Here is a 13,234-nt window from a genome sequence, read left to right as displayed (position 1 = left end):
AGGCCGCCGACGAGCGACGCGAGGAGTGCTCGTGACCGAAGTGCAGTGGGGAGACGGCATGGGAGCCCGGACGCTGTCCACCGCGGTGCCGGTCGGGGCGGCCGCGATCCGGCGGGCGGGGGAGCTGCCCGCCCGGATCTTCGCCTCGGCGGAACGGTGGGGCTGGGAGTTCCGGCCGCCGGGGCCGGTGGCGGTGCCACCCGACCTGCCGCAGCCCGTCTGCCACCTGCCGCCGCCGGCCTGGGCCACCGACGCGGCCCGGGCCCGTGGCCGCGCGAGGACGCTGCGGGTACTGCTCGGACTGGCGATCGGCGTGCTGGCCATCTCGTACGTGGTCGCCGGGTTCTACACCTTCGCCAGGGTGTCCGGAGCGCTCAGCGTGCCGGACGTGCCGGAGCCGGCGAAGACCCGCCTGGAGCAGGCGGCGGGGGCCCGGTATCTCGAGGCGCATCCGTTTGCCGAGGAGCCGTTGCACTACCTGTCCATGGGGCCCGACGTGGTGCTGGGCCTGCTGCTGGCTGGCGTGCTGTTGTGGTTGGCGGTCGGGCCACTCGCCCGGTCACGCGCCGCGGCCGGGCACCGGGACTGGCTCGGCGCGGTCCGCGACTCGCTGGACCGGTACGAGGCGGAGGCCGGGCCCTGGGCGGCCCGCCGACGGGCGGCCCGGGAGGAGGCGGAGGACCAGATCAATGGCCTGCCGTTCTGGTTTCCGCTGGGCCCGCACGACGACGGCCGGGTCGACGTGTACGGGGGCACCCCGCGCGGCTGGTGCTGCCTGCTGCTCACGATGGGCGCCTCCCTGGTCGGGGCGGGCGCCCGGCTGAGCCTGCTCGACCTGACCAGGGAGGGGGTCGGGCGGCCGCTGGTCCTGCTCGCCGAGGCGCACAACCGGTCGGTACGGCGGCTGAACCTGCCGGCCGACGCCCCGGGCCTCAACCTGCTGGCCGGACTGGAGGGCCGCGAGGTCGCCGAGTTGCTCGTCGTGGCCGCGCATGCGGCGGAGCCGACCGCGTCCCCGGAGCGGCACACCCTGGACATGCGGGTGGTGGGCCAGGTGTGCGACATCCTCGCGCCGGAGCTGACGATCGCCCGGGTCTGCGCCGGGCTGCGTACGCTGCTGCGCCAGGAGCCGTTTCCCGGCCCAGGCTCGGTGCTGACCGTCGACGAGTACGAGCGACTGCACGAGGCGTTCGGCGAGGTGTCCCGGAAGACTCTCGAGGATCGCATCGGCGCGATCGAGGCACGCCTACACCCGCTGCTGCGCTTCGGTGCCCACTCCGGTGCGCCGGTGCTCGACGGCACTGTCGAGATCTCCGTCGTGGAGGTGGACGAGGCGGCCGGTGACCTCGCGGCCGAGATGCTCGCCCCGTTGCTGCTCAACGTCGCAGCCGCCCACGCGCAGCACGGAACGGGCGGCGCCGGCGGTCGCCGGGCACTGGTCGTCGCCGGCGCGGACCTCGTCCCGCGCGCCCAACTCGAACGGCTGGACCGCATCGCGCGGCGCCGTGACATCCGGCTGGTCTATCTCTTCCGGCACGTGCGGCAGGACGCCGAACAGTTGCTCGGCAGCGGCGGGCCGGTGGTCCTCATGCGGGTGGGCAACGCCAAGGAGGCCGAGGCGGCGACGAACTTCATCGGGCGCGAGCACCGGTTCGTCGTCAGCCAGCTCACCATCGCCGCCGGCACCGGCACCAGCGAGTCCACCAGCACCACCCGTACGCACGGCACGTCCCGTTCCGAGACGAGGTCGGACAGCCGTACGTTCGGCGCCGGCCACGGCAGCCGCACGTCCGGCCGGAGCGTCACCGAGGGCACCTCGGAGAGTACGTCCCACGGCACGTCGGACGGGACGAGCACGTCGTTCAACGAGTCGGTCGGGCGGCAGCGCAACTATCAGCTCACCGTCGAACCGCGCCAGCTACAGACCCTGCCGGAGACTGCGCTGTTCGTCGTCGACCCGGAACGACGAGAGGGGCCGCGAGCCCGGCTCGGCGACTGCAATCCGTGGATCGTCACCGCCGGCCGGGTGCAGGACGAGCCGCGTCGCTCGTTGGCCGGGTGACCCGGTGTCCGGCGGAATCCCGCTCCTGGACGAGGGGCGACCCGTACACCGGCTGGTCGCGATCCAGTCCACCCTGGAGGTTGCCGCGCCGGACCGGGAACTGGCGGGGACACGTGTCACGCTGCTGCCCGCACTGGGACAGGCGCACGCCTTCGGGTCCACCGTCCTACATGCCTGGGTGCGTCCGGCTCCCGGGGCGCCGATCGAGGTGCTGACCGGCGGCTTCGCGGCGGTCGGCGCGACGGGCCCGTACCGGAGCACGCTGTATCCGCTGGGCGGGCTGGTGGTGCCGCTCGCCGACGGTGCCGCCGGGCGCACGCTGCGCTCCCTGCCGGCCTGGGTCCGGTGCGCGGGTGGGGTGGACACGCTGGCCGCCCCCGCGACCGGGCAGCGGTCCTTGCCCAGGGCGTCCGTCTTCGAGGACTGCGTGACGCAGCTCGTGGACACTCCGTTCGCCTGGTTCGTCGTCGCCGAGCCGGTTGCCGACGGAGACGCCCGGGGCAGACTGCGCGAGCTGGCGTACGCGATTCCGCGGCTGCGGGACCGCCAGGGCGTCTCGGAGACCGGCCGGATGGAGCTGGAGCAGGCCGAGGCGCGCTATCGCGAACTCGCCCGGGCCGAGCCGGCCGGGCTGTGGGACGTACACGTGCTCGTCGGGGCCGCCGACAGTGTCCGCGCCCGCGGCGTCGCGGCCCTGCTCTGCCGGGCGGCGGCCACCGCCCCACTGCCGTACGCCCTGCGCCCGCTGCCGGAGGTGGCCGACGGGCTGGACGGGGCGTGGGCCGCACCCGGCCGGGTGACCGCACTGCACGCGCCGTTCGCCGCGCCGGCCGAGGTGGTCGCGGCGGTGGCCCGCCCACCGCACCGGGAGCTTCCGGGGGTACGGATCGTCCGGCCGAACACCTTCGACGTCACGCCGGAGACCGTCCCGTCCGAATCCGTCGTCGCGCCGGGGACCGCCTCGTCCGAGTCCGTCCCGCCCGGGACCGGCACGGCGGCCGGGTCACTGGTGCTCGGTACGGTGCTGGACCGGGCGCTGCTGCCGGCCGGTGAGTTCCGGGTCGGCGCCGGGACCCTCAACCGGCACACGTTCGTCTGCGGCGCGACCGGCGCCGGCAAGTCCCAGACCGTGCGTGCGTTGCTGGAGTCGCTGCACGGTGCGGGCGTCCCGTGGCTGGTGATCGAGCCGGCCAAGGCCGAGTACGCCGGAATGGCCGGGCGGCTGCCTCCAGACGCCGGCGTGCTGGTGATCCGGCCCGGTGAGGTGGACGTCGCGCCGGCCTCGCTCAACCCGCTCGAACCCGAGCCGGGCTTCCCCATGCAGACGCACATCGACCTGGTACGGGCACTCTTCCTCGCCGCGTTCGAGGCCAACGAGCCGTTTCCACAGGTACTCAGCCAGGCGATCGTGCGCTGCTACGAGGAACTGGGTTGGGAGCTGCCGCTCAGCGAACCCCGGGACCAGGCCGTCCGGCCCCGTTATCCCACCCTCGGCGACCTGCAGCGCGCCGCCCGGGAGGTCGTCAGCCAGATCGGCTACAGCGACCGGATCGCCGCCGACGTACGCGGCTTCGTCGACGTACGGCTCGGCAGCCTGCGCCTCGGCACGCCCGGCCAGTTCTTCGAGGGCGGCCACCCGCTGGACCTCGCGGACCTGTTGCGCCGCAACGTCGTACTGGAACTGGAGGACATCGGCGACGACCAGGACAAGGCGTTCTTCATCGGTACGGTGCTGATCCGGATCGTCGAGCACCTGCGGGTACGCGCGGCCAGGGACGGCGCCCCGCGCGGACTGCGCCACGTCACGGTGATCGAGGAGGCGCACCGGCTGCTCAAACGCGTACCCGAGGGGAGCCCGGCCGCGCACGCCGTGGAGCTGTTCGCCGGCCTGCTCGCCGAGATCCGCGCGTACGGCGAGGGCATCGTGGTCGCGGAGCAGATCCCCGCGAAGATCCTGCCGGACGTCGTGAAGAACACCGCCCTGAAGGTGGTGCACCGGCTGCCCGCCGCCGACGACCGGCTCGCCGTCGGCGCCACTATGAACCTGGACCCGGAGCAGTCGCAGTACGTCGTGACGCTGCCGCCCGGCCGGGCCGCCGTCTTCGCCGACGGCATGGATCGTCCGGTCCTGGTCGGGATCCCGTTGGGCGAAGAGCGCGAGGACGCCGCGGCCGCCACCCGCCGGGTCGCGATCGCCCGGCCGGCGTTCGGCGGCTGCCCGGTGTCCTGCCGCGCGGAGCCGTGCACCGTGCGGCGGATGGTCACGGCGGCCGGACTGGTCCGGGACGAGCCGAGGCTGGTGCTCTGGGCCGAGGTGCTGACCGCCGCCCACGTCGTCGGCGAGGCGGAACCGGTGCCGGACGCCCGATGGCTGGCCTCGGTACGCGGTCGCGCCGACCAGGCGACGCTGACCTGTGCCACGGCCCAGCTCGCCCACGAGGCGGTCCAGGTCCGATACCAGGTCCTCGCGTCGGCGTACCAGCCGGAGGCGCTCGCCGGCCACCTCGCCGACCGGCTGCGCGGCTGGCTGCTCGGCCCGGCCGCCGAGGACGCCCGGTGCGCCGGCGAGACACACTGGCAGGCGGGCGCCTTCCGCTGGGTGGACGTGGGTTGGGCGCTGCGGCGGGCCGGGCAGCAGGACGGCCCGCACGCCGACACCGGCCAGTGGCGGCGGCGCGGCCTGGATCTGTCCGGTGACACCCCTGCCGAGCAGCTGGCACAGCTCCACGCCCGTCCGGAGAGCCGGCTGCCCATGTGGACCGGGGTGGGTGGCACGTCCCGCCCGGCCCGCTGGGCCGTCGCGGTCGACCGGCTGAGCGACGAGCCGGACCCGCGCCGCCGCCTGCGGCAGGCGGCTGGCTTCCTCGCCCTGCAACGGCCCTGGCTGGTCGGCCGGTTCCTGCCACCGGCGCCCGGCACCGCCGGTCAGCCGGCGGGGCGGGCCGGGACGTCCCGAGCGGAGACCGGTTCGGCACCGGCGGACACGCCGGCGGCCGGCGACGAGTAGGAGGACGGATGGACTCGCCAGACCACGACATCGTCGCCGCCGACCGGCGGCTGGCCCTGGCCACCGCGACCGACCTGGAAGCGGTCGCCACCCGCGCCGTCGACCTGTACGACGAAGGGCTCCTCGAAGAGGACATCCCCACCATCGACCAGGGCGGACCGACCGGGCCCGGTGGGTTCGACCCGTACGACGAGCAGTTCCTCGCCGACGGCGGCCCGAGTGGCTACCTCGGCCCAGCCGACCGGCACCCCGGGCCGGGTGGCGGGGCTGGTCCGGCCGTCGACGGCTACGACACGTCGAGCCTGGCACCCCCGGACTCGCCCTCGGCGCTCAACTTTGTCGACGGGCACCCGCACAGCGGACTCATGCCCGAGGAGTTCATCCTCGCCGAGCAGTTCGACCAGTTGCGTACGAAGGAAGGTTGGTGACGATGATCGGACTCGCCCAGGCCGACGATTTCGACGAGCAGCGGCAGGACCAACAGAAGGAAGGGATCGACTATCTGGCCCGGTTGCCCCAGCAGCCCTGGACGGACGAACCGAAGCCGCCCAGCGACACCTTCGTCGAGGACCTGCGTAAGGATGCGCAGGAGACCGCCGGCTTGCTGCACGATGCCGCCCAGGTGGGTGGGCAGCTCGCCGACGGGGCCGCCGCCGGCCTGCCGCAGGAGGGGCAAGCCACCGTCCAGGTCGGTGGCGATCTCGTCGAGGGCGCGACCGGAATGATTAAGGACGCGTACCAGATGCCACCGTCGCCGGAGTGGTACCTGGACGCGGAGACCCAGGAGGTGGCCGCCTGGGTCGAGCATGCCGGGAGGCTGTACCGCGGACCGCTCCTGGAGCCGGACGAGTCGACACCGGGCGGGCCGAGCATGCCCGATGCCAGCGAGTTCCAGCCGTTCGCCGACCCGATGGACGTGGTGATGACCCGGCCCTGGTCCGCCGGCCCGGGCCAGGGATCGGAGAGCGCCGACGAGGCGGCGCCGCGGCTACCGGCACCGGCCCAGGCGGTGTCCGAGCTGTACGAGAGCGTGCAGGTCCTCGACGCCCAGTTCCGGCACGGGCACGACCTGCCGACCCAGCTACCCGAGCTGTCCGAGATGGACACCGCCGAGCTTCGCGGCGTGGTGGCCGAACTCAAGACGCAGGTCAAGGAGCTGGTCGCCGAGGTCAACGAGCGCCGCGCCGAGGAGAGCCGGGCGGTGGTCGAGGAGACGGCCACGCTGGACGAGGCACCACCGCCGCTGGTCGCGGTGACCACCGACCCGCCGTCGGATGGTTCCTACCAAGCCGGGTATCGGGGTGAGCCGGGCGGCGACCAGACTCGACCGGTGGTCGAGCCCACACCGGCGCCAGCGGAACCGACGGTGGAAACGCCTACAACGCCGGAGGAGTATCCCCCGTACGAGGCCGGATATCGCGGCGAGCAGCCGCGCCGGCCGGAACAGTGACGGATCGTCCCCCGTGCGGGCCACGCCGTGAGTGAGCTGCCCGGTGCGTTCACCATCGCGCTGACCGTGTCACGCCCGCTGGCCCGCGCCCAGCTCCGTACCCTGCCGTGGGGAGTGTCCGGCTGGTTGTTCGGGCTGGGCTGGCGGTTTTTCGCCCGCAGGGTCGACGGGCACTGGGCGCTGGCGAACGCCGAACGGCTCCGCTTCGCCCTCGGCGCGGTGGTGGTCTGCTCCGGCCTGGCGAGCGCCGCCACCCTCGGTGCCCGGGTCTGGCCGCTGATCCTGGCGAAGGCCGTGCTCGGCCCGGTGCTCGGGACGCCGGGCGTCGCGGCGGCCGGCGCGTACCTCCTCGTGCGCTCCGATGGCGACCGGGCGTACGCCCGGACGCTACTGCGCCGCCCGTTCGTCGTGGGGCTCGGCTGGCTCTCCGCCGCCGGGGTTCTGCTGCTGGTGATCTGGTTCGTCCACGACGATCTGCGCCGGCCCGGCGTGTCCACCGTGCTGTTGCTGCTCGGGGCGGCCTGTCTGGCGCCGTTCACGCTGGGCGGCGTACTCCAGATCCACCGCAACGTGTTCGCGGCGGCCGACGGGCATCCGCTGCTGCCCGCGCTCGCCGCGCCGTGGCTCTGCCTCGGCGCAGTAGCGGTGGAACTCGTCCTGGTGGGTGTGCAACCGGCGTCGCTGGCCCTGTCCGGGGCGGCCGCCGCCGCAATGGTGGCGGTCTGCGGGTGGGAGTACCGCACGGGCCGCGAGGTGTACGGCATCAGTGCCCGCACGGGCCCGCCGGGTCTGGAAACCGACCCGGACACCGGTCGGGTGTGGTGGTCCCCGGTTGCCGGCCCTTCCTAGTCACAGACCCGGCGGCCCCGCCCATCGTGGTGCGGGGCCGCCGGCGGACCTGCGGTCGGCTGTGCGCTTACCGCTGGGGTGTACGGAGGCTTCCTCAGCGGACAGCCGTCAGCAGGTGGAGTTGGTCTGGGTGAGTAGGCCGAGGCGCCAGGGGAGGCTGTTGTAGTCGCCTCCGGCGTTGGGGTCCATGCCCTGGTAGGCGTAGCGCATGTTGCAGGGGCTGATGGTGAGGGTCTGGTCGACCTGGTCGCGGATCATCTCGCCGTGGCTGATGTCCCGGGTCCAGGCGCCGGCGGGGAAGTTCACGTTGTTGGCGCGGGCGAAGGGGTTGCTCTCGGTGTCGGCCAGTGCCTGCCAGGGGCCGGCGATGGCAGGTGCGGTCCAGGATCGGAACCACCGGCGGCCGTCGCTGCCGATCGCCTCGTGGATCAGGAGGTACTGATTCTGGCCGGCCACCTTGTAGACGTTGGCGGCTTCGAAGAGCCGGTTGCGGTCGGCGTCCTGCATCGCGATCACCGGTTGGTTCATGCCGTTGGGGAAGTTCGCCACCGAGGTCTGTGACCGGTAGAGGTGGCCGTTGTCGTCCGAGGAGAACAGGTGGCAGTTGGCGCTGTCGCAGATGACCCACATGTCGACCCAGTAGCCGTTGCCGATGTTGTCCTGGATGATCTGCGGCATGCCGCTGTAGAAGTGCCGTGGCGCCGTCCAGCCGCTCGGGTTGCTGATGTCCGGGTTGGTGGAGTACGAGGCGTTACCGGTCTGGTAGACGAGGTACCACAGTCGGTGCGGTGCGAAGTAGAACACCTGTGGTGCGGCCCGGTATCCGGTGCCGAGCGGTGCCTGGTCGAGGTAGTGGAAGGTGGCGTTGTTGGCCTGCGACCAGTCGGTGAAGTTGAGGTAGACGAGGTTGTAGCCCGCGGACTTCGCCGTGCTTGCGAAGACGTGGTAGCGGCCGTTGTGGTAGACGACCGAGGGATCCTTGATGCCGGCGATCTGGCGACTGTCGTTCTTGGGCCCGACCAGTACCCCGCTGGAGTTCCACCGGAAGCTGGTGGGCAGGCTTCCGGTCGGTGGGTTGGTCGGCGGGTTCGTGGGCGGGTTCGTGGGCGGGTTGGTTGATGGGTTGGTGACGCCGCCGGTGCAGGTCGTGCCGTTCAGGGTGAACGTCGAGGGCACCGGATTGCTGCCGGTCCACGATCCGTTGAAGCCGAACGACACGCTCGCGTTGGTGGCGATCGCGCCGTTGTAGCTGACGTTCCTCGCGGTGACCTGGGCGCCGCTCTGGGTAACCGACGCGTTCCACGCCTGCGTGACCTGTTGACCCCCACCGTACGTCCAGTTCAGGGTCCATCCGTTGATCGGGTCACCCAGGTTGGTCACGGTGACATTGGCGCCGAACCCGCCGGACCACTGGGACGATATCGAGTAGTTCACCGAGCAGCCGGCCGCAGCGGCGTGCGCGGGGAGGACCACTGCGGCTGCGGCGGCAACCATTCCGATGACCGGCACGAGCAAGCCTGCTCGTAGTCTGGCTGTCTGACGCACTGAAGACTCCTTACAGTCGCGCTGGTATCCGCCCGCGTGTGGCGCAAGGGGCGGCTGGGCATATCCGCGTCGTGTGATTCGACCGGTGGCGCGGCGCGCGGCAGGATCGGTGTCCCCCGGGTGCGGTATGCACCCGTGCCCATGGGTCGACATCGATGTTAGCGGTAACATATCGCTACCGGGCTAGGGACCGCAAGAGGTGATTTCCGGCGTGTTGAATGAATGCGCCACGTCGTCCGAACGATGGGCCAGGCGCTCGTCCTCGGGCCGCCGCTTCCTGTTTCTGGTCGACAGCGAGGAGTCTGTGAATCCGTCCCGGATCCGGATAAGGCGTACCGGGTTTCGGCGTTCAGGTCGGGCTCGCGCTTCCTGACCGGTGGCCGGACAGGTACGGCTAGTTTCTTGACTCAGTCGCCGCCGTCCATCACAGTCAACCACCACACCACCGGCGCGGCGACTGCCAGGTATGTGCTCGGCGTGTGGCGGTTCGACCCGTGCCGCTGCTCGCCGAGTCGTCTCCTGGTCGTGGACGCCGGCCCCGATCCACCACCACCCCGGGTCCTGGGACAGCGATGGGATATGCGAGCTACCCGTACCAACGAGGCGAGCCTGGTCGTCGCCGCGCAGGCCGGGAACCGGCAGGCGCTTGACGAGCTCACCGCCGCCTATCTGCCGATCGTGTACACCTTGGTGCGCAGGGCCATGAGCGGCGATCCGGATGTCGACGACGTCGTGCAGGAGACGATGCTCCGGGCCCTGCGCGAGCTGCGGACGCTGCGGACGCCGGAGAGCTTCCGACCCTGGCTGCTGGCGGTCGCGTTGCGCCAGGTAAGCACGCAACTACAGCGGCAGCGCCGCGCCGCCGAGCGGGCCGTACCCCTGGACGAGGTGGCCGCGGAGCCGGACGCCGACGCGGACTTCGAGGATCTGACGTTGCTGCGTCTGGACCTGTCCGACCAGCGCCGGCAGGTGGTACGGGCCAGTCGCTGGCTCGATCCGGAGGACCGGGCGTTGCTGTCGCTGTGGTGGCTGGAGACCGCGGGCCTGTTGAGCAGGGCGGAGCTGGCGGAATCGCTCGGCGTCGGCGTGGCGCACGCCGGTGTGCGCGTCCAGCGGATGCGCCACCAGCTGGAACTGAGCCGGACGCTGGTGGCCGCGTTGGACGCCAGACCCGGCTGCGACCGTCTCGGGGCCGTGCTGGTCGACTGGGACGGCCGGCCGAGCCCGCTGTGGCGCAAACGTATTGCGCGGCACACCCGGTCCTGCCCGATCTGCCAGCGCCGTACCGAGGATCTGGTCGCGCTGGAGCGCCTGCTCGTGGGCCTCGCGCTGGTCCCGGTTCCCGCCGCCCTGGCGGCGGCGCTGGTCGGCAAGAGCACGGTGACGGCCGGGGTCGTCGGCGCGTTGTCGACGGCGGCCGTCTCGGGCGGGAGCGGGGTCGGCGGTTCCGGGGCGGTCGGCGCGAGCCTCAAGGCCGGGCTTGTCGGCCAGCTCGGTCACCTGATCGGGGCGCATCCCATCGTGGCGGCGGTCGCCGCCGGTACGGTCGTCGCCGGTGCCACGGTCACCACGGCGACCTGGCCGGCGCCGGAACCACGGCCACCCGTGCGCATCGCCGCGCCGCCGTCGACACCCACTGCCGCCGCGCCGTCGTCGGTGCCCGCGGTCACCGTCGCGCCGACGTCGGCACCGCGGGCGAGCACGCCGACTCCCCGGCGCCCGAGCCCGACCGGCGGCACGCCGTCGAGCGTCGAACCCCGGCCGTTTCCGTCCGGGAGCGCGTCGATGGAGTCGGTCAACCAGGTGGGGCTGTTCGCCACCACGGCCGACGACCTCGGCGTACTGGCCCGGGTCGGCCCGGACAGCGAGGGGACAGCCCGGCAACGTGCGACGTTCGAGGCGGTCCCCGGTCTGGCCGACAGTAGCTGTGTCTCCTTCCGGGCCCAGGACGGGCGGTACCTGCGGCATCTGAACTGGCGGGTGCGGTTGGACCCGGACGTGGGCACCCGACTGTTCCGCGGGGACGCGACCTTCTGCGTGCGCGAGGGCGTGGTACCGGGCTCCGTGTCGCTGGAGTCGTCCAACTATCCCGGCTGGTTCCTGCGCCACCGCAACCTCCAGTTGTGGGTGGACCAGTCGACCGGCACCCCGGACTTCCGTGCCGACGCCTCCTTCCGGACCCGGCCTCCGCTGGCCGGGTAACCCCGCGCTCGCCGTCGGCCTCCCCCCGGGCGGTCCCGCGTCCCCGGCTGTTCGTCGGGCGCCGTCCGCCGGCGGTGCGACGATCGACAGCCCGGCCGCCCCGGCCGCCATCGCGACCGTCCGGTGCCGCCGCCGATAACAGAAAAACGCTGTGAGATTTTTGATTGTGGCCGATCCGGCCATCTTCGGTGCGAAGTGTTATCGGTCGCCACCGTCAGACGTCGGAGTCGGAAGGGCTCGCTCGGGTGTCAGGCGTCAATGCCTGGACCCCGAACCGGCTTCCAACACCCGTGCAGGCCGTGACCGGTCTGGCAATATCGCGTACGTCCGCCGGAGCGGTTTCATCCGGTCCCGTTCGATGTGACGGGCCATTGGCGCCGTGGTTGTTAGCGTTAACACAGTCGCCTCCCCGCACACCCAGGCGACAGAAGGGGAAAGACCCATGGATGTCGTGCGATGTACATCGCCGTACGGCAACGCCGCCATCAGCGCCGCCCAGCTCTCCGTCGACGGGCGGACCCAGGTCCGCAACCAGCGGGTTTCTCCAGGCCGTCGAACATCGGCACCCTGGAGGGCGCCCCTTCTACAAGCACAACGGCAGGGGCGTTGTTTGGACTACCATCGGCCCCTCCTACCGGAAGGAGTCCACAGTGAAACGATTGATCGTCGTCGGCGTCGCTGCCATCCTGCCGCTCTGGCCCGGCATCCCGGCGGCCGCCAACACCGCGGCAGCGCCGCCGGCCCGGGTCACCTCGCACTACGAAACGGCCACCGGTAACACCGCCGCACGGGACTGCGGCTACAGCGTCGTCCTGCCGGACCAGTCCGACCAGGCGCTCTGGCTCTTCTGCGACACCGTGTTCCTCGACCCGGCGGGTGAGGCCTTCGGCTTCATCGGCGGGACGACGGCCGCCACCGGTCCGTACGCCCCGGGAGCGGTGCCGGACCAGTTGAGCGAGCTGCCCACCCCGCCCGCCTCGCCGGCGGTGCCGCCGCGCACCGATGCCCCACGCCCATTCCTCCCGACGCCCACCGGGCTGGTGCTCCCGGACGGCAGGCCGTGCGGTACGGCCGGCACCAACTCGTACGCGGCGTCGTGGCTCAGTGGGGCGACCCGGGGGCCGGCCCGGCTGATCAACGGGTACGACGGCAGTGAACTCGTCGCGCTCACCTACTCCGACGTCTGCGTCCGCGGCTCCTGGGTGTGGACGACGCAGGCCTGGGGGATCAGCTTCTATCACCCGGCGAGCAACACGTTCGTGGCGCATCATCGCGTTTTCGCCACCGGCGCCACCGACGACCTCCAGTGGCAGCGGCAGCTCGGCTCGCCGATCTTCGCCGACGACGGGTTCCTCTATGTCTACGCGTTCCACTGCGACGACTCGGGCTTCGGCACGTGCGGCACCGGCCGTACCGTGCTGGCCCGCACGCTGTGGCGCGGCGTCGCCGCCTGGTCCCGGCCGCTGGCCTACCGCTACTGGACCACCGACGGCTGGACCAGCGACATCGCCGCCGCCGACTCGGTGATGTCCGGGGCCCGGCCGTTTTTCCTCGACGTTCGCGCCTATTCCGACGGGCTGGCCGCCATCGAGCAGACCAGCATCGGCGGCCACTACCGGATCTGGCGCGCCAGTTCTCCGACCGGCCCTTGGAGCGTCGGCGAAGAGCGACAGATCGCAGACTGCGCGTCGAGTGCCGAATCCTGGTGCTACGCGTTCTTCGGGCATCCGGAGCTAAGTACGGCGAGCCACCTCATGTTGTCCTATTACGACCCTGACCAGCAACACGTCATGGCGAACGCCGTGTCGTGGTGAGGCAACCGACTGCATGGCATCTGCGAAATGTTACATAGCGGGTGCAGATACTCTGCGACGCCCCGCCGATGACCGGGAATCCCCAGGTGTTTGGGGATCGAGAAAGATCACCAAAACGGCGAAAGGTCGTCGCCAAGTGGTCTTGTCCGATTGATATTGACGCCCATAAAGTGATGGCCAGCTCAGCAGCGGATCTTTGTCCACCTAGTGCGGATCGCCGTTGAAGTAATCACACCATTCGGGGGCATGCGGTGTGTAGTGATGAGCTAGTGGTTGCCATCTGTCCAGGTACCGTCTTCGCACCC

General features: G+C 71.7%; 8 protein-coding genes. 7 read left to right on the top strand and 1 reads right to left on the bottom strand.

Features of this window, described 5'->3' with window-relative positions; all coding sequences use genetic code 11:
- Nucleotides 1-31: 31 nt before the first annotated feature.
- From ACSMXO_RS26705 to ACSMXO_RS26685, 5 genes are read left to right on the top strand one after another with little or no spacing between them, the layout of a single operon-like run.
- Complete coding sequence (locus tag ACSMXO_RS26705) at nt 32-2,062, top strand: hypothetical protein (protein WP_455414281.1); 2,031 nt, start codon at nt 32-34, stop codon at nt 2,060-2,062.
- Between the two features lie 4 nt (nt 2,063-2,066).
- The gene (locus ACSMXO_RS26700; protein WP_455414280.1) at nt 2,067-5,069 is read left to right on the top strand and encodes an ATP-binding protein; all 3,003 of its coding nucleotides are present in this window, start codon (nt 2,067-2,069) and stop codon (nt 5,067-5,069) included.
- Between the two features lie 8 nt (nt 5,070-5,077).
- The gene (locus ACSMXO_RS26695; RefSeq protein ID WP_455414279.1) at nt 5,078-5,497 is read left to right on the top strand and encodes a hypothetical protein; all 420 of its coding nucleotides are present in this window, start codon (nt 5,078-5,080) and stop codon (nt 5,495-5,497) included.
- Nucleotides 5,494-6,519 (top strand): hypothetical protein, encoded by a 1,026-nt coding sequence (locus tag ACSMXO_RS26690; protein ID WP_455414278.1) that lies wholly within the window; start codon nt 5,494-5,496, stop codon nt 6,517-6,519. The genes ACSMXO_RS26695 and ACSMXO_RS26690 overlap by 4 nt, the downstream gene beginning before the upstream one ends.
- A 27-nt stretch (nt 6,520-6,546) precedes the next feature.
- Nucleotides 6,547-7,368, top strand: coding sequence for a hypothetical protein (locus ACSMXO_RS26685; protein ID WP_455414277.1), 822 nt, complete (start codon nt 6,547-6,549; stop codon nt 7,366-7,368).
- 108 nt (nt 7,369-7,476) lie between these two features.
- Here ACSMXO_RS26685 and ACSMXO_RS26680 read toward each other — a convergent pair whose 3' ends face one another.
- Nucleotides 7,477-8,877, bottom strand: a complete 1,401-nt coding sequence (locus ACSMXO_RS26680) for a non-reducing end alpha-L-arabinofuranosidase family hydrolase (RefSeq protein ID WP_455414276.1) — start codon at nt 8,875-8,877, stop codon at nt 7,477-7,479.
- A gap of 615 nt (nt 8,878-9,492) precedes the next feature.
- Here ACSMXO_RS26680 and ACSMXO_RS26675 point away from each other — a divergent pair.
- Both ACSMXO_RS26675 and ACSMXO_RS26670 read left to right on the top strand, forming a co-directional pair.
- A complete protein-coding gene (locus ACSMXO_RS26675) occupies nt 9,493-11,115 on the top strand; it encodes a sigma-70 family RNA polymerase sigma factor (protein WP_455414275.1) in 1,623 nt (540 codons plus the stop codon).
- A 650-nt stretch (nt 11,116-11,765) separates the two neighbouring features.
- A complete protein-coding gene (locus tag ACSMXO_RS26670; RefSeq protein ID WP_455414274.1) occupies nt 11,766-12,929 on the top strand; it encodes a hypothetical protein in 1,164 nt (387 codons plus the stop codon).
- Nucleotides 12,930-13,234: the final 305 nt, after the last annotated feature.

The sequence above is a fragment of the Plantactinospora sp. DSM 117369 genome (genome assembly GCF_053764795.1).
The sequence above is the reverse complement of the archived record's forward strand: the minus strand, read 5'-3'. Positions and strand labels throughout refer to the sequence as shown.

Excerpts from the sequence above, each read along its gene's own strand:
- ACSMXO_RS26695 (WP_455414279.1), top strand. The coding sequence starts at position 5,078 with ATGGACTCGCCAGACCACGACATCGTCGCCGCCGACCGGCGGCTGGCC.
- ACSMXO_RS26675 (WP_455414275.1), top strand. The coding sequence starts at position 9,493 with ATGCGAGCTACCCGTACCAACGAGGCGAGCCTGGTCGTCGCCGCGCAG.